At 64.1% G+C, this 20,702-nt stretch carries 19 protein-coding genes; 12 read left to right on the forward strand and 7 right to left on the reverse strand.

Annotated features, from left to right (window positions below):
• Positions 1-44: 44 nt before the first annotated feature.
• Positions 45-521 (reverse strand): MarR family winged helix-turn-helix transcriptional regulator, encoded by a 477-nt coding sequence (locus HU729_RS20140; RefSeq protein WP_186669336.1) that lies wholly within the window; start codon positions 519-521, stop codon positions 45-47.
• A gap of 68 nt (positions 522-589) precedes the next feature.
• A complete protein-coding gene (locus HU729_RS20145; RefSeq protein WP_186669337.1) occupies positions 590-1,642 on the reverse strand; it encodes a 2,5-dihydroxypyridine 5,6-dioxygenase in 1,053 nt (350 codons plus the stop codon).
• A gap of 329 nt (positions 1,643-1,971) precedes the next feature.
• On the opposite strand from HU729_RS20145, the gene nicC reads away from it, so the two are divergent.
• The 6 genes from nicC (at position 1,972) to HU729_RS20175 (ending at position 8,295) form a co-directional block, all read left to right on the forward strand.
• On the forward strand, positions 1,972-3,120 hold the full coding sequence (gene nicC, locus HU729_RS20150; protein ID WP_186711353.1) for a 6-hydroxynicotinate 3-monooxygenase: 1,149 nt from the start codon (positions 1,972-1,974) through the stop codon (positions 3,118-3,120).
• On the forward strand, positions 3,117-3,923 hold the full coding sequence (gene nicD, locus HU729_RS20155; RefSeq protein ID WP_186669341.1) for an N-formylmaleamate deformylase: 807 nt from the start codon (positions 3,117-3,119) through the stop codon (positions 3,921-3,923). Before nicC ends, nicD begins: the two co-directional genes overlap by 4 nt.
• A gap of 13 nt (positions 3,924-3,936) precedes the next feature.
• Positions 3,937-4,689: an Asp/Glu racemase gene (locus HU729_RS20160; protein WP_054892653.1), complete on the forward strand. Its 753-nt coding sequence runs from the start codon at positions 3,937-3,939 to the stop codon at positions 4,687-4,689.
• Positions 4,690-4,704: 15 nt separating this feature from the next.
• A complete protein-coding gene (locus HU729_RS20165) occupies positions 4,705-5,346 on the forward strand; it encodes an N-carbamoylsarcosine amidohydrolase (protein WP_186669343.1) in 642 nt (213 codons plus the stop codon).
• A 206-nt stretch (positions 5,347-5,552) separates the two neighbouring features.
• Positions 5,553-6,866: an MFS transporter gene (locus tag HU729_RS20170; RefSeq protein WP_186669345.1), complete on the forward strand. Its 1,314-nt coding sequence runs from the start codon at positions 5,553-5,555 to the stop codon at positions 6,864-6,866.
• A gap of 136 nt (positions 6,867-7,002) precedes the next feature.
• Positions 7,003-8,295: an OprD family porin gene (locus HU729_RS20175; protein WP_063542690.1), complete on the forward strand. Its 1,293-nt coding sequence runs from the start codon at positions 7,003-7,005 to the stop codon at positions 8,293-8,295.
• Positions 8,296-8,652: 357 nt separating this feature from the next.
• On the opposite strand, the gene HU729_RS20180 is transcribed toward HU729_RS20175, so the two are convergent.
• A complete protein-coding gene (locus HU729_RS20180; RefSeq protein ID WP_186711354.1) occupies positions 8,653-9,540 on the reverse strand; it encodes a LysR substrate-binding domain-containing protein in 888 nt (295 codons plus the stop codon).
• Between the two features lie 77 nt (positions 9,541-9,617).
• On the opposite strand from HU729_RS20180, the gene HU729_RS20185 reads away from it, so the two are divergent.
• On the forward strand, positions 9,618-10,382 hold the full coding sequence (locus HU729_RS20185; RefSeq protein ID WP_186669349.1) for a sulfite exporter TauE/SafE family protein: 765 nt from the start codon (positions 9,618-9,620) through the stop codon (positions 10,380-10,382).
• Here HU729_RS20185 and HU729_RS20190 read toward each other — a convergent pair.
• Entirely contained in the window at positions 10,372-10,686 is a 315-nt protein-coding gene (locus HU729_RS20190; protein WP_186711355.1) for a putative quinol monooxygenase, read from the reverse strand. The genes HU729_RS20185 and HU729_RS20190 overlap by 11 nt on opposite strands.
• A 196-nt stretch (positions 10,687-10,882) precedes the next feature.
• On the opposite strand from HU729_RS20190, the gene HU729_RS20195 reads away from it, so the two are divergent.
• The 3 genes from HU729_RS20195 (at position 10,883) to ggt (ending at position 14,228) form a co-directional block, all read left to right on the forward strand.
• Positions 10,883-11,473 carry an NAD(P)H-dependent oxidoreductase gene (locus HU729_RS20195; protein ID WP_186711356.1) on the forward strand — a complete coding sequence of 197 codons (591 nt, stop codon included), beginning with the start codon at positions 10,883-10,885 and terminating at the stop codon, positions 11,471-11,473.
• 73 nt (positions 11,474-11,546) lie between these two features.
• Positions 11,547-12,443 (forward strand): LysR substrate-binding domain-containing protein, encoded by an 897-nt coding sequence (locus HU729_RS20200; RefSeq protein WP_186711357.1) that lies wholly within the window; start codon positions 11,547-11,549, stop codon positions 12,441-12,443.
• 117 nt (positions 12,444-12,560) lie between these two features.
• Positions 12,561-14,228, forward strand: coding sequence for a gamma-glutamyltransferase (ggt, locus tag HU729_RS20205; protein WP_186711358.1), 1,668 nt, complete (start codon positions 12,561-12,563; stop codon positions 14,226-14,228).
• 70 nt (positions 14,229-14,298) lie between these two features.
• Here the strand turns inward: ggt and HU729_RS20210 are convergent, their stop codons facing one another.
• The 3 genes from HU729_RS20210 to HU729_RS20220 form a co-directional block, all read right to left on the reverse strand.
• Entirely contained in the window at positions 14,299-15,909 is a 1,611-nt protein-coding gene (locus tag HU729_RS20210) for a methyl-accepting chemotaxis protein (RefSeq protein WP_186711359.1), read from the reverse strand.
• A 181-nt stretch (positions 15,910-16,090) separates the two neighbouring features.
• Complete coding sequence (locus HU729_RS20215) at positions 16,091-18,010, reverse strand: methyl-accepting chemotaxis protein (protein ID WP_186711360.1); 1,920 nt, start codon at positions 18,008-18,010, stop codon at positions 16,091-16,093.
• 187 nt (positions 18,011-18,197) lie between these two features.
• Positions 18,198-19,082: a neutral zinc metallopeptidase gene (locus tag HU729_RS20220; protein WP_186711361.1), complete on the reverse strand. Its 885-nt coding sequence runs from the start codon at positions 19,080-19,082 to the stop codon at positions 18,198-18,200.
• 243 nt (positions 19,083-19,325) lie between these two features.
• Here HU729_RS20220 and pcaH point away from each other — a divergent pair, with 243 nt between their 5' ends.
• Both pcaH and pcaG read left to right on the forward strand, forming a co-directional pair.
• Complete coding sequence (gene pcaH / locus HU729_RS20225; protein ID WP_186669370.1) at positions 19,326-20,045, forward strand: protocatechuate 3,4-dioxygenase subunit beta; 720 nt, start codon at positions 19,326-19,328, stop codon at positions 20,043-20,045.
• A gap of 11 nt (positions 20,046-20,056) precedes the next feature.
• Positions 20,057-20,662 (forward strand): protocatechuate 3,4-dioxygenase subunit alpha, encoded by a 606-nt coding sequence (gene pcaG, locus HU729_RS20230; protein WP_186711362.1) that lies wholly within the window; start codon positions 20,057-20,059, stop codon positions 20,660-20,662.
• The last annotated feature ends 40 nt before the right edge of the window (positions 20,663-20,702 follow it).

Consider the following 20,702-nt stretch of genomic DNA (forward strand, 5'->3'; position numbering starts at 1 on the left):
GATAGGGCCGGTAACGACGGTGAGGGTTTTGTTGAAGGGCGCGATCAGCCCGCCGCCTCGTCGCTGTCGATCATCTTGCGCAGCAGGAACAGGATCGCCACCCGCTCCCCGGCATTGAGGCTGCCCATGCTCAGCTCGCTGATCTGCCGTGCGCAGGGAATCATCGCATCGAGCAGCGCCGAGCCGCTTTCGGTGAGCTCGACGATGACCTTGCGCCGGTCGTCCGGGTCTGGCGACAGTTGCACCAGTTCGCGCGCCTTGAGGCGCTCGACGATGCCACGGATGGTTGCCTGGTCCACGGCGGTGGCCTTGATCAGCTCGGCCTGGGAGCTGGGCCCGTGGTCGCGCAGGGCGCACAGGGTGACGAACTGGATCGAGGTGAGCTGCGGATCGCACGCTTGCTGCTGGAAGATCGCCGTATGCCGCTGGTACGCCTTGCGCAGCAGGTGGCCGATCTGTTCGGTGACGTCATACGGCGTGGTGTCGAGCGGGGTGGCAACGGGGGTGGTTTTCTTCGGCATGTGATGGCTTGGGCTGTGTGGGTTGGCTGGCCGGCCCCCGAAAGCGGAGCGCCGGGCCAGTATACCCGCTATCGGGCCTTGGACTCCTCGGGCGCGACCACCTCGCCGGCCAGCACCACGGGCTGGTCGTCCAGGTAGATATCGCAGTTGCGCAGCGGTATATCCAGGTGGCACGGAGTCTTGCGCTTGCCGCCGACCTCGGTGTTGGGGCCGGTGGAGAACAGGAAGTTGCCGTAGAAGGCGCGGGCGTCCATGCACATGCCGTCGTTGCGGTCGTGCAGGCCCATGGCGGTCCACTGTGCGCGGGGTTGCAGGCCCCAGCCGATGTGGGAGATGCCGTACACCTCGGGGTCGTTGAAGTACTTCATGTAGTCGCGCAGGTACTCGGCCTCGAAGCCGCCGTGGATACCGGTGATGAAGCCTTTCTCGATTTCCAGGGTGATGCGCTCGCGGCAGTAGTTCTTGAACGGCAGGATGATGTCCCCGACATCCAGCACCAGCGTGCCTTCGGCGCTGTCCTCGTTCGGCCAGGTGAACAGGAAGCCACTGGGCCAGTGGTCCCAGCGCCCTGGCTCGTCGGCGTAGCCGTATTCGGTGACCGCCGGATACTGGCCGAGCGGGGCGTGGAAGTCGCTGCCGGCCTTGGAGCGCACGTGCATGCTGCGCGCTTGCTTGAGCAGGGTCTCGGCGGCCAGCACGCGACGTTTGTCGTCCTCGGTGGGCAGCATGCGCGCCAGTACTTCCGGGGGTTCGACCGCCAGCAGGATGCGCGTGCCGGTCTTGAGGATCTGCTCCTGCTCGGGGGAGTGCAGCAGCATCATGGTGTCGACGATCAGGTCGGCCGCCTCCAGCGCCCGCTGGGCGGCGATGTTGCCGGTCAGCGCGGTGTCGCCGCAGTAGGCGGTCATGTCGTTGCCCATGGCGGTGGGATGGTTGAACGACGGCAGCTCCACCGCATAGACCTTGGCTTTCAGGCGCTGCGCCGCCTCCATCGCCGCGTTGACCGTACGCGGATCGGAATAGTGGCTCTTGAGCACGGCGACGCTCTGGGTTTCGTCTACCCGGGACAGTTTCAGCACGTGTTCGAACATCTGGGTCAGCTCTGCATTGCTCACCGGCATGGGGGTTCTCCTGGTCAGGACTCAAGGGTCGAGCGGCTGCACCACGGCGGTGCCGGGCGCGTCATCTCGGTGCAAAACAATAGTGTGTACGCCATATTTGATCAGATGAAAGCGCATCCCGTCGATAAGCGCAAGCGGTGCGATCAAACGTTACCTATCCACACATATTCCAATGTTTGCGGTAACAATTGCCGCGCTATCGCCATTGATCCGGGGCCGATAAAATATTTTGCGCTGCCTCTTCCAATTAAAAAAATAGAGCGTATACACTCTAAATCGTCGAGCGGCCGAACCGCTGGCAACACATCAGAACAAGAGGAGACATACCCATGCGGGGTAGGCAGAAAATCGCAATCGTCGGTGCGGGTCTGGGTGGGGCGGCCGCCGCCACGTTGCTGCAGCAGGCCGGGTTCGACGTCGAGGTGTTCGAGCAGGCGCCGGAGTTCACCCGCCTCGGTGCGGGCATCCACATCGGCCCCAACGTGATGAAGATCTTCCGTCGCATGGGCCTCGAGCAGAAGCTGGAGCTGATGGGCTCGCACCCGGACTTCTGGTTCAGCCGCGACGGCAAGACCGGCGACTACCTGTCGCGCATCCCGCTGGGCGAGTTCGCTCGCCGCGAGTACGGCGCCTCGTACATCACCATCCACCGTGGCGACCTGCACGCCCTGCAGATCGAGGCGATCAAGCCGGGCACCGTGCATTTCGGCAAGCGCCTGGAAAAGATCGTCGACGAGGGTGACCAGGTGCGCCTGGACTTCGCCGACGGCACCCATACCGTGGCCGATATCGTCATCGGTGCCGACGGCATCCACTCGAAGATCCGCGAGGAACTGCTGGGCGTCGAAGCGCCGATCTACAGCGGTTGGGTCGCCCACCGTGCGTTGATTCGCGGCGACAAGCTCAAACAGCACGCGGACGTGTTCGAGGACTGCGTGAAGTGGTGGACCGACGATCGTCACATGATGGTCTACTACACCACCGGCAAACGCGACGAGTACTACTTCGTCACCGGCGTACCGCACGAGGCCTGGGACTTCCAGGGCCCGTTCGTGGACAGCAGCCAGGAAGAGATGCGCGCCGCCTTCGAGGGCTATCACTCGACGGTGCACAAGCTGATCGACGCTACCGAGTCCATCACCAAGTGGCCGCTGCGCAACCGCAACCCGCTGCCGCTGTGGAGCCGTGGCCGCCTGGTGCTGCTGGGCGATGCCTGCCATCCGATGAAACCGCACATGGCGCAGGGCGCCTGCATGGCCATCGAGGACGCAGCGATGCTGACTCGCTGCCTGCAGGAGACCGGGCTGTCCGACCACCGCACCGCCTTCGCCCTCTACGAGGCCAACCGCAAGGAGCGCGCCTCGCGGGTGCAGTCGGTGTCCAACGCCAACACCTTCCTCTACACCCAGGAAGACCCGGCGTGGGTCTATGGCTACGACCTGTACGGCCAGGAACTGAAAAGCGGGGAGGCGGCATGAGCAGCTTCGTCGCCGGCGGCAACGTCAGCGCCAACGGCATCCGCCAGCACTACCTGCGCTACGGCGGCAAGGGGCCGGCGCTGATCCTGGTGCCGGGGATCACCAGCCCGGCGATCACCTGGGGATTCGTCGCCGAACGCCTCGGTCAGCACTTCGACACCTATGTGCTGGATGTGCGCGGGCGTGGCTTGTCCTCCAGCGGCCCAGGCCTGGACTACGGCACCGACGCCTGCGCCGCAGACATTCCGGCCTTCGCCGCAGCGCTGGGGCTTGGCAGCTATCACCTGGTCGGTCATTCGATGGGCGCGCGCTTCGCCATCCGCGCTGCCGCCCAGGGCGCGCCGGGCCTGCAGCGCCTGGTGCTGATCGATCCGCCGGTGTCCGGCCCGGGCCGGCGCGAGTATCCCAGCAAGCTGCCGTGGTACGTCGATTCGATCCGCCAGGCCACGATCGGCATGACCGGTGAGGACATGCGTGCCTTCTGCGCTACCTGGAGCGACGAGCAACTGGCCCTGCGCGCCGAATGGCTGCACACCTGCCACGAGCCGGCGATCGTGCGGGCTTTCAACGATTTCCATGATGTGGATATCCATCAGGACCTGCCTGCCGTGCGCCAGCCGGCGCTGCTGATGGTGGCCGGGCGTGGCGGTGTGATCCAGGCACAGGACATCGCCGAGATCCGCGAACTCAAGCCGGACATCCAGGTGGTTCAGGTCGAAAACGCCGGCCACATGATTCCCTGGGACGACCTCGAAGGCTTCTTTGCCGCCTTCGGCGATTTCCTCGACCATTCCCTCGTCTGAAGGAGCACGAGACATGACCAAGCTGTACCGCATCGGCCAGATCGTGCCGAGTTCGAACACCACCATGGAAACCGAGATCCCGGCGATGCTCACCGCGCGCCAGGCGATCCGTCCCGAGCGCTTCACCTTCCACTCCAGCCGCATGCGCATGAAGCAGGTGAAGAAGGAAGAACTGGCGGCGATGGATGCCGAGTCCGATCGCTGCGCGGTGGAGTTGTCCGACGCCAAGGTCGATGTGCTGGGCTACGCGTGCCTAGTGGCGATCATGGCCATGGGGCTGGGCTATCACCGCCAGTCGGAGAAGCGCCTGCAGAAAGCCACCGCCGACAACGACGCGCTGGCGCCGGTGATCACCAGTGCAGGTGCCTTGGTCGAGGCGCTGCACGTCATGAAGGCCAAGCGCATCGCCATCGTTGCGCCCTACATGAAGCCGCTGACCGAGCTGGTGGTGAACTACATCCGTGAAGAGGGCTTCGAGGTTCAGGATTGGCGTGCGCTGGAGATCCCCGACAACCTCGCCGTGGCGCGCCATGATCCGGCCAACCTGCCGGGCATCGTCGCCGGCATGAACCTGGAAGGCGTCGATGTGGTGGTGCTGTCGGCCTGCGTGCAGATGCAGTCGCTGCCCGCCGTGGCCAAGGTCGAGGCACAGACCGGCAAGCCGGTGGTCACCGCAGCCATCGCCACCACCTACGCCATGCTCAAGGCGCTGGACCTGGAGCCTGTGGTTCCGGGGGCCGGTGCCCTGCTGTCGGGCGCCTACTGAAAACGGGAGACGAACATGAGCGACGCACAGAGCGCCCATGACAACTATCAGGGCGTGTGGGGCCAGCGCATCGGCTTCGGGCGCAAGGCGGCCCTGCTGATGATCGACTTCATGCAGGGTTACACCACCCCCGGTGCGCCGCTCTACGCCCCCGGTGTGGTGTCGGCCGTCGAGCAGGCCAGCGGCCTGCTGGCGCTGGCGCGGGACTGCGGTACTCTGGTGGTCCACACCAATATCCGCTACCAGCCCCCGCACTTTGCCGATGGTGGCGTGTGGGTGCGCAAGGCGCCAGTGATGAAGGACATGGTCGAGGGCAACCCACTGGCCGCCTTCTGCGAGGCGGTGATGCCGCAGGCGGATGAAGTGGTGCTGAGCAAGCAGTATGCGAGCGCCTTCTTCGGCACCAGCCTTGCACCGCTGTTGCATGCACAAGGGATCGACACCGTGGTGCTGGCCGGCTGCTCCACCAGCGGCTGTATCCGCGCCAGTGCGGTGGATGCGCTGCAGCACGGGTTCCGGACCATCGTGGTGCGCGAGTGCGTCGGCGATCGCCACAACGATCCGCACGAAGCGAACCTGTTCGACATCGACAGCAAGTACGGCGATGTCGTCAGCCGCCAGGAGGCCATGGAGCAACTGACGCGCCTGGCCGACTGAGCCGGACGCTTTGTACCCATAACAATCGAGGAACGGTGCAGGAACGCCCGTTCCATCGCCGTCCGCTGTGCGGACGGTCGCCCCGCAGGAGCACTCGGGGTCTTGTGACGCTGCCCTGGACAGCCGCCTGTAGTGTGCGGCGCTCTTGGAGCGTCGAAAACTGCTGGCCTAAAAACAACCACAAAGTCGCCGCCAGGAGACAAGAAATGCCAATTGCGAATGCAACCGCGGTCCACAGTGCAACCGACCATGGCACACAAGCGCTCTACCGCAAGATCACATGGAGGCTCATTCCTTTCCTGTGCTTCTGCTATCTCGCGGCCTATCTGGACCGCATCAACGTCGGCTTCGCCAAGCTGCAGATGCTCGAAGACCTGCAGTTCAGCACCGCAGCCTATGGCCTGGGTGCCGGGCTGTTCTTCGTCGGCTACATCATCTTCGAGGTGCCGAGCAACCTGATCCTGGAGCGCGTCGGTGCCAAGCTCTGGATCGCACGGATCATGATCACCTGGGGCCTGCTGTCGGCCTGCACCATGTTCGTGTCCACCACCACCCAGTTCTACATCCTGCGCTTTCTGCTCGGGGCCGCCGAGGCGGGCTTCCTCCCGGGCGTGCTGTACTACCTGACCATGTGGTATCCGACCTACCGGCGTGGGCGCATCATCGCGCTGTTCATGATCGGCTTGCCGCTGTCGAGCGTGATCGGCGGGCCGATCTCTGGCTGGATCATGGGCCACTTCGACCAGGTCCACGGCCTGCATGGCTGGCAGTGGCTGTTCCTGCTCGAGGCGATCCCCAGCGTGTTGCTCGGCATCCTGACCTTCTGGGCCCTGCCGAACAATTTCCAGCAGGCCAAATGGCTGTCGGACGATGACAAGGCGCAACTGGCCAGTGACCTGGCTGCGGACGATGCCGAAGGCAAGGGCAGCAAGCACAGCTTCCGCGATGGCTTCTTCAACCTGAAGGTGTGGATGCTCGGTGGCATCGATTTCTCGATCCTGCTCAGTGCCTATGCCATGGGGTTCTGGATGCCGACCTTCATCCGCGATGCAGGCGTCAGCGACACCTTCCACATCGGCTTGCTCACTGCGATTCCGAGCCTGGCCGCGCTGCTCGGGATGCTGATGATCGGCGCCAGTTCCGACCGTCATCGCGAGCGTCGCTGGCACATCATCGTGCCGTTCATCATCGGCGCCATCGCCATGGCCAGCAGCACCTTGTTCAGCCAGAACCTGGTGATGACCGTGGCGTTGTTTGCCATCGCATCGGCGGCGATCATCGGCGCGGTGCCGGTGTTCTTCAGCCTGCCGGCGACCTTCCTCAAGGGCACTGCCGCGGCCACCGGTTTCGCCCTGGCCTGTTCGCTGGCCAATATCGCGGGCCTGGTGAGCAACTCGCTGATGGGCATCGTGACCGATCTCACCGGCACCTCCCATGCGGCATTGTGGGTGTTCGCCGGCTGCCTGATCCTGAGCTGCTTCCTGGTGATCGCGCTGCCCGCGAAGCTGGTCAACCGCTAGCGGTCGACCGCTTTTCGCAACGGTAGCTTGGCGGGCCCTGGCGCCCGCCTGATCCCTTCATTACGCCATCCGCACGTCGGCGGCCTTCAGGCTGCCGCGGTGGATCGCTGTTGCCCGAATCCAGGAGTCGCTCCCCATGCACGTACAGATTTCTCAACGTTTTTCATCGGCTACCCGACTGGCCGGTGGCTGTGTCGCCGCGGCGCTGTGCCTCGATGCTTCTGCCGAAGACAGCGGTTTCATCGAAGGCGCCCGCGCCACCTTGCAGGCGCGCAATTACTTCTTCAGCCGCGACTATGCGGATATCAAGGGCGCCAGCACCCAGTCGCGTACCCAGGAGTGGGCGCAGGGTTTCATCCTCAATGCCAGCTCCGGCTATACCCAGGGGACGGTGGGCGTCGGCCTCGATGTGACCGGGCTGCTCGGTTTCAAGCTCGACAGCAGCCCGGAGCATTCGAAGTCGGGGCTGCTGCCGAGCCTTGCCAGCGGCAAGTCGGCGGACGAATACAGCCGCCTGGGTGCGGCGATCAAGTTCAAGGTGTCGCAGACCGAGCTCAAGGTCGGTGAGCTGATGCCCAACCTGCCAGTGCTGTTGTTCAGCGACCTGCGCCTGCTGCCGCCGACGTACCAGGGGGCGATGCTCGAGTCCCGCGAGATCGCCGGGTTGACCTTGAACGCCGGCCAGTTCCGCTCCACCAGCCTGCGCGACTCGTCCAACAGCCAGAAGATGTACGCGCTGGTCAACGACCCGATCAACCCGTCGCGGCTGGCGCGCTTCACCAGCGACCGCTTCAACTACGTCGGCGCCGACTATGCCTTCAACGACAACCGCACCAGCGTCGGGGTGTGGCAGGCGCAACTGGAGGATATCTACCAGCAGCGGTTCTACAGCTTCAAGCACGCCGAGCCGGTGGGCGACTGGACGCTGGGTGTCAATGCCGGGTACTTCGATGCCCGCGAGGACGGCCGCAAGATTGCCGGTGACTACGACAACCATGCCTTGTTCAGCCTGTTCTCGGCCAAGACCGGCGGGCATACCTTCTATGTGGGCTACCAGCAGATCGGCGGCAAGGATGGCTTCATCCAGGTCGGGGCCAACACCAACCCGATGGGCAACACGCTGCCGACCTACGAGTTCTCGGCGCCAGGGGAACGTTCGTGGCAGGTGCGCCATGACTACAACTTCGTGGCCCTGGGCATTCCCGGCCTGACCTCGACCCTGCGCTATGTGAAGGGCGGGGATGTGGACACCGGGCTTGGTTTCGAAGGGCGTGACCGGGAGCGCGATCTGGACCTGGCGTATGTGGTGCAGAGCGGGCCGCTGGCCGGGCTGGGAGTGCGGGTGCGCAATGTCATGGCGCGGTCCAACTACCGGACCGACATCGATGAGAACCGGTTGATCCTGAGTTATACGGTGAAGTTGTTCTGATCGAGGTGTGCTGAGTCAGTACCGGCCTCTTCGCGGGCAAGTCGCAACGGAGAACCGCTCCCCCTGTGGGAGCGAGGGCTCGGCGCTCCGGCTTGTCCCGCGAATAAGATAACGCGCTGCATGGCACCGGCTTCGCCGGTGATCGCGGGACAAGCCCGCTCCCACAATTAGCACCGCAGTATTCAGAAGTTGCGGAGCTCTTGTAGGGGCAACTGTCTTGCTCAAAATCTAAAGACCAGCCCAATCCCTGTGGAAGCGGCCTGGTCCCGCGAACACGGGCGTAGCCCGTGCCAGGCAGCGCGGCGTCTGCCTCGCGGGACAAGTCGGGGCGACGAACCGCCGCTCCCATAGGCTAACTCAATCCCCAAGCCCAAGCCGCTCGACCAGCGCCGCCGCATACCCCGGCAATCCGGCAAAATCCCGTGCACACAGCTGCAGCCGACGATTGGCCCAGTCTTCCTCCAGGGCCACCCAGCGCAAGGGCAGCACCCCCTCCCAGCGTCTCACCGAGGCCAACGGCACCACGCCGACCCCGGCGCCCCCAGCCACCATGCGGATCACACCGTCAAAACCTTCGGCCCGCACCCGTACCTGCATGCGCCGCCCGAGGCGCAGAGACTGTTCTTCGAGGTGCAAGGCCAGTGCGCTGTCCGCACCCAGCCCCACATGGCCATGCACCAGGCTGTCGACGAAACGGGGCGCCGGGTGTCCATTCAGCGGATGCGCCAGGGGCATGATCAGCACCAGCGGGTCTTCGCGAAACGGCCGCACCTGCAGGTGCTCGCTTGGTGCCGCGGTGGAAATGATGCCCAGGTCCGCAGTCCCCTGGGTGATCGCCTGCACGATGCGCAGGCTCGGCTGCTCCTGCACATCGACGCTGACGCCCGGGTACTCCACCAGGTATGCAGCCAGCAACTCCGGCAAGTACTCGGTCAGCGCCGCGGTATTGCACAGCAGGCGCACCTGCCCCTGTTGGCCCTGGGCGTACTGGCCGAGGTCGTATTGCAGCCGCTCGACCTGCTGGGCAATCAGCCGCGCATGCTGTAACAACGCCTGGCCCGCTGGCGTTGGCTGTACCCCTCGGCGGTTGCGCTCGAGCAAGGGGATGCCCAGCGAGGCTTCCATGGCACGGATGCGCGCACTGGCCGCAGGCAGCGAAAGATGGCTGCGACGGGCACCGGCGGTGATGTTGCCGCATTCGAGGGTATGACGGAAAAGACTGAGGTCGATCAGGTCGAAATGCATGTGCCTCTGTCCTGGCAAGAGTCTGGCTGAGTATATGGCAGATTTTCACTGTGCTCGCGGCAGCCCAGGATAGCGCCATGAATACCTTTATCGCGTTGTATCAGAACATGGGGCCGGCATTGTCACTGCTGGTGATCATCACCTTTGCCATGGCCGGTGCGGTCAAGGGCGTGATCGGCCTGGGGATGCCGACCATCGCCATGGGCATGCTGGGGCTGGCTATGCCTCCTGCGCAGGCAGCGGCACTGCTGATCGTGCCCTCGACCCTTACCAACCTGTGGCAACTGGCCTCGGGCGGGCACTTGCGCGGGCTGCTCAAGCGCCTGGGCAGCATGCTGGTGATGATCGTCGCCGGTACGCTGCTGGGCAGCCTGTGGCTTGGCATCGACAGCGGCCCCTGGGCGGCGCATGCGCTCGGTGGTGCGCTGTTGATATATGCCCTGTACGGGCTGGTGGGGCCGGGCTTGCGCGTACAGCCACAGTGGGAGTGCTGGCTGGGGCCGCTGTGCGGCCTGCTGACTGGTGTGGTGACGGCGGCAACCGGGGTGTTCGTGATACCGGGGGTGCCCTACCTGCAGGGGCTGGGCCTGGATCGTGACGCGCTGGTCCAGGCGATGGGCCTGTCGTTCACGGTCTCGACCCTTGCGCTGGCGCTGGGCCTGGCCGGGCAGGACGCGCTCGACGGCCCGGCCCTGGGTGCGTCATTGCTGATGCTGGCCCCCGCCTTGCTGGGCATGTTCGCCGGCACCTGGCTGCGCCAGCGCATCAGCGCGGCACAGTTCAGGCGCTGCTTCTTCGTGGGCCTGGCGCTGCTCGGCGGGCACCTGCTGATCAACGGCTAGCGGAGGAAGCGCTGAGCATCTCGATCATCTGGATATCGAAGTCGCGCTCCAGGTAGTCCATGCGCTTCTCGAAGAACGCGGCCATGTGCGGCAGGGCCGAGTGCACGTCGAGGGCGGCCTTGTCGGCCCAGACCTCGTAGAACACGAACAGGCTCGGGTCTTCCTTGTCGCGCAGCATGTGGTACTCGATGCAGCCGGGCTCCTGGCGGCTCGGTTCGACATAGGCGCGGAACAGGGTTTCGAAGGCTTCGGCCTTCTCAGGACGGGTCTTGGCTTTGAGGATGAAAGCGAACTGCTCACTCATGGCGATGGCCTGTGCGGGGGAAAGTGAGCAGATTGTATTGCAATAATCTGATGTCTATTCGTGACTTTTAGGCAAATGTATTTTGCCGCCAGCCGGCTTTTTCCTTCGCCTGCGACTGCCTAATCTGCCGCCATCACTTTTGACTCGGTCGGCAGGCGTCCTTGCCTCGGACCGACCCAGACCTACGAGGCTCCCCATGAAAAAGATTCTTCTACTCAACGGCGGCAAACAGTTCGCTCATTCCGACGGCCGCCTGAACCGCACCCTGCACGAGGCCGCGCTGGCCTATCTGGACCGCGCCGGTTTCGACGTGCAGCAGACCTTCATCGACGGTGGCTATGACGTCAAGGAAGAGGTGCAGAAATTCCTCTGGGCGGACGTGGTCATCTACCAGATGCCGGGTTGGTGGATGGGCGCGCCCTGGACCGTGAAGAAGTACGTCGATGAGGTCTTCACCGAAGGCCACGGCAGCCTGTATGCCAGCGATGGTCGCACCCGTTCCGATGCCTCGCAGAAGTACGGCAGTGGCGGGCTGATCCAGGGCAAGCAGTACATGCTCTCGTTGACCTGGAACGCGCCGCAGCAGGCTTTCGACGATCCGACCGACTTCTTTGAAGGCAAGGGTGTGGATGCGGTGTATTTCCCGTTCCACAAGGCGAATCAGTTCCTTGGCATGACCGGCCTGCCGACCTTCCTGGCGGTGGATGTGATGAAGCGCCCGGATGTACCGGCAGCGCTGGTGGCGTACGAAGCGCACCTGAGCAAGGTGTTCGGCAAGGCTGAGTGACGAGGCGGCCACACTTGCGCCGTGACCGCCCAGCAGCTATCAATCAGCACTACCCCAAGCCCAAGGCCACCGCGTGAAAACCCGATCCGAAGAACTCCAGGTATTCGTCGCCGTCATCGACTGCGGTTCGATCTCCGCCGCCGCCGAGCAGATGGGCCAGACCCCGTCGGCGGTCAGTCGCACCCTGTCGCGCCTGGAGGGCAAGCTTGGGACCACGCTGGTCAATCGCACCACCCGGCGCATGGACCTGACCGAAGAAGGGCGTTTCTTCCTCGAGCGTTCGCGGGTCATCCTCGAACAGATGGACGACATGGAAGAGCGCCTGTCGATGAACCGCCAGACCCCGTCCGGGCGTCTGCGGATCAACGCCGCCGCGCCGTTCATGCTGCATGCCATCCTGCCGTGGATCGGCGAGTTTCGCCGCCAGTACCCCGGCATCGAACTCGAGCTCAATACCGACGACCTGATCATCGACCTGCTCGAACAGAGCACCGACGTGGCCATTCGCATCGGTGAGCTGGCCGATTCCAGCCTGCACGCGCGCTCGCTGGGGTGCAGCCCCGTGCAGGTGCTCGCCAGCCCGGATTACCTGGCCCGGCGCGGTACACCGCAGAAGGTCGAAGAACTCAGCACGCACTGCCTGCTGGGGTTCAGCGCACCCGAGACCCTCAATCAGTGGCCGTTGCGCCATGCCCAGGGGGACCGCTGGGCGATCCGTCCGGCGATCCTCGCCTCCAGCGGCGAGACCTTGCGCCAGCTGGCACTGGCCGGTGAAGGCATCGTTAGCCTGTCACATTTCATGACCCACGAAGACATTCGTGCCGGTCGGCTGCAGGTGGTGCTGGCCGAGGCCAACAACGGCTATCGCCAGCCGATCCACGCGGTCTACTACCGCAACACCCAACTGGCGCTGCGCATCCAGTGCTTCCTCGATTTCATCCAGCGCAAGCTATCGATGTACGCCTGCTGAGTTACCTGAACGCGACAGATTTGCCCAAAGACGCCTCCTTTCCTGTGTGCCGTTTGCTTAGTCGCAACGCTTGAGCCTTAAATGAGTGCTCGACAAAAACAACACCAAGGAAGTGTCATGCGTATCGTCATGTTCCAGTCCCTGGCCCTCGGGGCCGCGATCCTGAGCTGTTCTTCCGCCTATGCCGTGACACTCGAAGGTGGCGCGGTGGCGGCGCCCGATCAATATGGCGCACAGGTAGCCGCCGACATTCTCAAGAAAGGCGGCAACGCGGTGGATGCCGCGGTCGCCACTGCGTTCACCCTGGCGGTCACCTACCCCGAAGCCGGCAACATCGGCGGCGGTGGCTTCATGACCCTGTTCGTCGACGGCAAGCCGTACTTCCTCGACTACCGTGAAGTCGCGCCCAAGGCCGCCACGCGCAACATGTACCTGGACGACAAGGGCGAGGTCATCGAGAACCTCAGCCTGGTCGGCGTACGCGCTGCTGGCGTGCCTGGCACGGTGATGGGCCTGTGGGAGGCGCACCAGAAGTTCGGCAAGCTCAAGTGGAGCGAGCTGCTCACCCCGGCCATCGGCTATGCGCAGAATGGCTTCAAGATCGCGCAGAAGCAGTACCAGTACCGCGACGATGCCCAGGGCCTGTTCAAGACCGCCACCAACTTCAACGACTACTTCGGCGACATGAAGGTCGGCGAGCTGTTCAAGCAGCCCGAGCTGGCCAAGACCCTGGAACGCATCGCCGACAAGGGCGTCAGCGAGTTCTACCAGGGCAAGACCGCCGACTTGCTGGTGGCGCAGATGCAGGCCGACAAGGGCCTGATCACCAAGGAAGACCTGAAGGACTACAAGGCCGTGTGGCGCGACCCGATCGCCATCGACTGGCGCGGCAATGTGGTCTACACCGCGCCACCGCCAAGCTCTGGTGGCGTCGCCCTGGCTCAGCTGTTGGGCATCAAGGAAGACCGTGCGGCCGATTTCAAGGGTGTCGAGCACAACTCGGCCAAGTACATCCACCTGCTGGCCGAGATCGAGAAACGCGTGTTCGCCGACCGCGCCGACTACCTGGGCGACCCGGCCTTCACCAAGGTGCCGGTCAAGGAGCTGGTGGCCAAGGACTACCTGGCCAAGCGCGCGGCGCAGGTCAACCCCAAAGCGATCTCCGCCACCGACCAGGTCAAGCCGGGCCTGGAGCCGCACCAGACAACACACTTCTCCATCGTCGACAAGCAGGGTAACGCGGTGAGCAACACATACACCCTGAACCTCGACTATGGCAGCGGCGTGGTGGTCAAGGGCGCGGGCTTCCTGCTCAACGACGAGATGGACGATTTCAGCGCCAAGCCTGGAGCGGCCAACGCCTTCGGCGTGGTGGGTGGTGATGCCAATGCCATCGAGCCGGGCAAGCGTATGCTCTCGTCCATGAGCCCAAGCCTGGTCACCCGCGACGGCAAGCTGACCCTGGTGGTCGGTACGCCGGGTGGTTCGCGGATCTTCACCTCGATCTTCCAGGTGATGAACAACCTGTACGACTATGGCATGCCGCTGGAAAAAGCCGTGGCCGCCCAGCGTGTGCACCACCAGCTGCTGCCCAAGGACACCATCTATTTCGACAGCTATGCACCGCTCGAAGGGCAGGTGGCAGAGGATCTGAAAAAAATGGGCTACGTGCTTGAGGACCAAGGCTGGGAGATGGGTGATATCCAGGCGATTCGGGTCACCGGCGAGAAGCTCGAGACCGCGTCCGATCCACGCGGGCGCGGGGTTGGGTTGATCGTCAAGTAATACCGTGCAAGCCCGCCTCCACAGGTATCCCACCGCGCTCAACGGCAGTGGGAAACCTGTGGGAGGTGCTTCAAACGCGGAAGTGGCTGACCATCGTCTGCAACTGCCCACCCAGCCGCGCCAGCTCCACGCTTGACGCTGCTGTCTCCTCACTGGCCGCCGCCGTCTGCTCCGACACATCGCGCACATTCATGATGCTGCGGCCGATCTTGTCGGCCACGGCGCTCTGCTGCTCTGCCGCAGCGGCAATCTGCTGGTTCATCGCCTGAATTCCCGACACAGTGCGGGTGATGCTGGCCAATGAGGTGCCAGCCTTGCGGGCCAGTTCCACGCTGCTGTCGGTCAGCCCGCTGCTGCCTTGCATGGCGGTGGCCACGCGCTGGGTGCCGTTCTGCAGGCTGGCGACCAGTTCTTCGATCTCTTCGGTGGACTTCTGCGTGCGCTGGGCCAGGGCCCGGACCTCATCGGCGACCACCGCAAAGCCGCGCCCGGCTTCACCGGCACGCGCCGCTTCGATGGCGGCATTCAGTGCCAGCAGGTTGGTCTGCTGGGCCACCGACTTGATCACGTCCATGACGCTGCCGATCTTCTGGCTTTCCTGTTGTAGCAGGTTCATCGCCTCGGTGGAGTGCTGTACTTCAGCGGCCAGACGTTCGATCTGGCCGATGGCCTCGTTCACCACCCTGTCACCGGCACGGGCCTCGCCATCGGCCTGCGTGGCGGCTTGGGATGCCTGCTCGGCATTGCGTGCGACTTCCTGCACGGTCGCGGTCATCTCGTGCATGGCAGTGGCGACCTGGTCGGTTTCGACCTTCTGATTGTTGACTCCGGCACTGGTCTGCTCGGTCACTGCCGACAGTTCCTCGGCGGCGCTGGCGATCTGGGTGACGCCGTCGCGGATACCGGTGATCAGTGCGCGCAGGGTTTCGCCCATGCCCGCGATGCCCTGCTGCAAGGTGCCGAGTTCGTCACGCCGGGTGATGTGCAGGCGCTGGGTGAGGTCGCCTTCAGCGATCTTCTTCACCACTTCGAGGGTTTCCTGCAAGGGGCGGGTGATCTGGCGGGTGATGATCACGGCGCCGAGCAGGCCGAACACCAGCGCCAGCAGCGCCACGCCGAGTTGCAGGTTGCGCGCCTGGGCGGTATCGACATCGCGCCTGCCAAGTTCGATCTTGTACAGCTCGTCGCTGCGCTTGGTGATCTGCGCCTGCTCCTCGATCATTTCCTGGCGTGCCGTGGCGATCGCCGCCCGGGCGTCGCGTACCTGCTGCTCGGCGTCGGGTTTGCTGGCGATGGTGCGGTAGCCCTGGCGCATCTTGTCCAGCGAGGCGCGGTACTGGTCGATGTAGGTGGCTTGTTCGCGCAGCAGTTGCAGGCTCTGGGGATGGTCGAAGCTGGCGAGCAGTTCCTGCTTGTGCTGGTCGAAGGTGTCCAGGCGGGCTTGCACGGTGGTGGCGGCGCTTTCGTCGCCGTCGGCGAGCATGTATTGCAGGCGTGCCACGCGCAGGTTGTTCAGGTGCGTTTTGAACTGGGTGATCTGCCCCATAGAGTTGCTGCGTGCGACGAGGTTTTCCAGGCTGTTCCAGCCGGTCAAGGCCAGTGCGGTGGTGAATAGAAGGACCAGGCTGAAGCCCAGCATCAGTTTGAGTTTGACGCTGATGTTGGCAAACCAGTTGCTCATGGAGGTTCCCCGGGGAAAGCGCCTGCTCGCGGGACTTCGCGTCATTCGGCTTTTGTTTTTGTGATGGGCCCTCCGTTGCCGCAGAAGAGATATCGGCAATATTTGCAGGAGCTGAAACGCCATTCAGCAGATTTTTTGGGGGAAGGATGGGGGCCGCGACGCGGCCCCGGAAGGCGTGTGGTCAGACGCGGAAATGGCTGACCAGGGTTTGCAACTGCCCACCCAGCCGCGCCAGCTCGACGCTGGAGGCCGCCGTCTCGTCGCTCGCAGCGGCGGTCTGTTCGGACACATCGCGTACGCTGAGGATGCTGCGGCTGATCTCTTCGGCCACGGCACTCTGCTGCTCTGCGGCGGCGGCGATCTGCTGGTTCATCGACTGGATGCCCGATACGGTGCTGGTGATGTTCTCCAGCGACGCGCCGGCCTTGCGTGCCAGTTCCACGCTGCTGTCGGTCAGGGTGCGGCTGCCGAGCATGGCGTTGGCCACCTGCTGTGTGCCGTTCTGCAGGCTGGCGACCAGCTCTTCGATCTCTTCGGTGGACTTCTGCGTGCGCTGCGCCAGGCCACGCACTTCGTCGGCGACCACGGCGAACCCACGCCCCGCCTCACCGGCGCGAGCCGCTTCGATGGCGGCGTTGAGCGCCAACAGGTTGGTCTGTTCGGCCACTGACTTGATCACGTCCATGACACTGCCGATCTTCTGGCTTTCCTGTTGCAGCAGGTTCATCGCTTCGGTGGAGCGGTTGACCTCGGCGGCCAGGCGCTCGATCTGGTCGATCGCCTCGCCCACCACTTTGTCACCGGCACGGGCTTCGCCGTCGGCGTTGGTCGCTGCAAGCGACGCCTGTTCGGCGTTGCGCGCGACTTCCTGCACGGTGGCAGCCATTTCGTGCATGGCGGTAGCGACCTGGTCGGTCTCGACCTTCTGGCTGTTGGCACCGGCGCTGGTCTGCTCGGTCACCGCCGACAGCTCCTCGGCCGCACTGGCGATCTGGGTAACACCGTCACGGATGCCGCTGATGAGGTCACGCAGGGTCGTACCCATGCGCGCAATACCTTGCTGCAGCACGCCCAGCTCGTCGCGGCGAGTGACTTGCAGGTTGTGGGTCAGGTCGCCACCGGCGATCTTCTCCACCACGGCGAGGGTCTCGCGCAGCGGGCGAGTGATCTGGCGGGTGATGATCACGGCGGCGAGTACGCCGATGAGCAGGGCCAGCAGCGTCGCGCCGATCTGCAGGGTGCGGGCCTCGGCACTTTCGATGTCACGGCGTTCGAGCTGGATCTTGTAGAGGGCGTCACTGATCTTGACGATATCGCCACCCTGGGTGGTCATCTCCTGGCGTGCCAGGGCGATCTGCGAGATGGCATCGCGGAACTGACGCACCGAATCACCATAGGCGCGCACGGCGAGGTCGAATGCCTGGATACGCGGGCCGTCGTTCGGCAACTGGCGCTTGAGGCCGTCGATTTCGGTCAGTGCCAGGTCGAGCTGGCGCAGGGCGGCCTGTTCGTTGGCGTTGCTCGGATCTGAGATGTAGTTGCGCACGTCCAGGCGTACCTGGGTCAGCTGTTGGCGAGCCTTGCTGACGGTCAGGTACTGTTGCAGGCGGCCGGCATCGCTTTCCTCGCGGGTCAGCACATCGTTGCCGATGGCGGCGACGGCTTCCACGGCCTTGGTGCCGTTCTGGTTCATGCTGTCGCGGGCGCCAAGGGTGGTCTTGTAGGCGGCACGCATCTTGTCCAGCGATACGCGGTACTGGTCGATGATACCGCCCAGCTCGCGCAGCAGCTTGACGTTTTCCGGGCTCTTGAAGGTGGTTACCAGGTGCTGCTGCTGTTTGTTGAAGATATCCAGCTTGGTCAGCACGTTGGCTGCCGCGGTGTCGTCGCCGTCGGTCAGCATGTATTGCAGACGCGCCACGCGCAGGTTGGTCAGGTCAGTGTTGAGGCGGGTAATGTCGCTCATCCAGTTGCTGCGATTGATGAGGCTGCCCAGGCTGGTCCAACTGGCCAGGGCCAGCAGGCCGGTCAATACCAGGACCAGACCGAAGCCCAGACCGAGTTTGAGGTTCACGCTCTTGTCGGCAAACCATCTGTTCATGCACGCTCTCCAGAAAATGTGTCTTGCAAAATCTCACGTCGCCGGGCGTTGTTCTTATAGGGGCCAGCTGAAGGGTCCATGGGTTATCGGCCGAATTGGCTGTGGCTGAAACGTTTTTCAGCAGAAAATGACCCATTGGTCGTATTGCATTCTGGAGAGGCTCTGCAACGCCCGTTGCAGCGGGGCGTTACAGGTTGCGTGCGCTGAAGGTGTCGCAGCGGTTCAGGTCGCCGCTGGCAAAGCCAGCCTTGAACCAGCGTACCCGCTGCGCCGAGGTGCCATGGGTGAAGGAGTCGGGCACCACGCGTCCCTGACCCTGTTGCTGCAGGCGGTCGTCGCCGATGGCGTTGGCGGCGTTGAGCGCCTCTTCGACATCGCCGGGCTCCAGCCAGTTGAGGCGTTTCTGCGCCTGGTAGGCCCAGACACCAGCCAGGCAGTCGGCCTGCAGTTCCTGGCGTACCAGCAGGCCATTGTCGCCTTCCAGGCGCTGGCCGCTGCGGCGCGCGGCATCGACCTTGGCCGAGACGCCGAGCAGGGTCTGCACGTGGTGGCCAATCTCGTGGGCGATCACGTAGGCCTGGGCGAAGTCGCCGGCGGCGGCGAAGCGGGTTTCCATTTCACGGAAGAACGACATGTCCAGGTACACCCGCTGGTCAGCCGGGCAATAGAAGGGGCCGACCGCCGAGGAGGCGAAGCCGCAGGCGGAGCTGACCTGGCCGCTGAACAGCACCAGCTTGGGATCGCGGTACTGCTTTCCGGCCTGGGCGAACAGGGCTTTCCAGGTATCCTCGGTGTCGCCGAGGATCGAGGCGACGAACTCGGCCTGTTGGTCATTGGCCGGCGGTGCCTTGCCGCCAGCGCCGCTGGGCGCTGCCTGCTGCTGCTCCATCTGGCCGGCAAGCTGGCCGAGGATCTGCAGCGGATCCTGGCCGGTGAGCCAGCCGATGCCGACGATCAGCAGCACGGCACCCAGCCCCAGGCCCTTGCCACCGCCGAAGCGCATCCCACCGCCACCGCCTTCGCCGCGTGCATCCACTACATTGTCGCTGCGTCGGCCTTTTCGCCAGTCCATAGAAGTTCTCCGCTGTGAGGGTCGTGCCTGGCTGAAGGGCCGTTGGGCTCTGCGCAGCCAGCACCGCAGTCCATCCAGAATAGTCCAGCGCTTCAGATCGGGAGGTCTGGTGAAAAGTTGCATAACCAAATGGTTATGTCTGGCGCGCATGTTTTCAGTTTTCGCCCTGCGCGACCTGCCGGAAACTGCACGTCCGCCTGCCACGCACAGGTGGTTCGAACAATTCCAAGAGAGGAAAACGGCATGCCCGCCCAGGACACCAGCCGCTTCGTGATCCGTGATCGCAACTGGCACCCCAAGGCCTTCACGCCTGATTACAAGACATCCATCGCCCGCTCGCCGCGCCAGGCGCTGGTGAGCATTGCGCAGTCGGTCAGCGAAAGCACCGGCCCGGATTTTTCCCACCTGCGCTTCGGCGAGCACGACCATGACCTGTTGCTGAACTTCAACAATGGTGGCCTGCCGATTGGTGAGCGCATCATCATCGCCGGGCGGGTCGTCGACCAGTACGGCAAGCCGGTGCCCAATACTCTGGTGGAGATGTGGCAGGCCAACGCTGGTGGTCGCTACCGCCACAAGAACGACCGCTACCTGGCCCCGCTCGATCCGAACTTCGGTGGCGTCGGTCGCTGCCTGACCGACCGTGACGGCTACTACAGCTTCCGCACCATCAAGCCCGGCCCCTACCCCTGGCGCAACGGCCCCAACGATTGGCGTCCGGCGCACATCCACTTCTCCATCAGCGGCCCTTCGATTGCCACCAAGCTGATCACCCAACTGTATTTCGAAGGTGACCCGCTGATTCCGATGTGTCCGATCGTCAAGTCGATCGCCAACCCGGACGCGGTGCAGCGCCTGATTGCTCGGCTCGACATGAGCCACGCCAACCCGATGGACTGCCTGGCCTACCGCTTCGACATCGTGCTGCGTGGCCAGCGCCAGACCCACTTCGAGAATCGCTGAGGAGATCCGTCATGCCTATCGAACTGCTGCCGGAAACCCCCTCGCAGACTGCCGGCCCCTATGTGCACATCGGCCTGGCCCTGGAAGCCGCTGGTAATCCGACCCGCGATCAGGAAATCTGGAACCGTCTGGCTCGTCCGCAGGCCCCGGGCGAGCACATCCAGCTGATCGGCCAGGTGTACGATGGCAATGGCCATCTAGTGCGCGATTCCTTCCTCGAGGTGTGGCAGGCCGATGCCAACGGCCAGTACCAGGACGTGTTCAACCTGGAGAACGCCTTCAACAGCTTCGGCCGGACCGCCACCACCTTCGATGCGGGTGAGTGGACCCTGCACACAGTCAAGCCAGGTGTGGTGAACAATGCCGCCGGGGTGCCGATGGCACCGCACATCAACATCAGCCTGTTCGCCCGGGGGATCAACATCCACCTGCATACCCGCTTGTATTTCGATGACGAGGCCGAGGCCAACGGCAAGTGCCCGGTGCTCAACCTGATCGAGCAGCCGCAGCGGCGCGAGACACTGGTCGCCAAGCGCTGTGAGGTGGATGGCAAGACAGCCTATCGGTTCGACATTCGCCTCCAGGGGGAAGGGGAGACGGTGTTCTTCGATTTCTGAAGGGCGCTACTCAACAAAAATGGGGGGGGGGGGGGGGGGG

It is taken from the genome of Pseudomonas sp. RW10S2, assembly GCF_014268985.1.
GTDB classification, from domain to species: Bacteria; Pseudomonadota; Gammaproteobacteria; order Pseudomonadales; family Pseudomonadaceae; genus Aquipseudomonas; species Aquipseudomonas wayambapalatensis.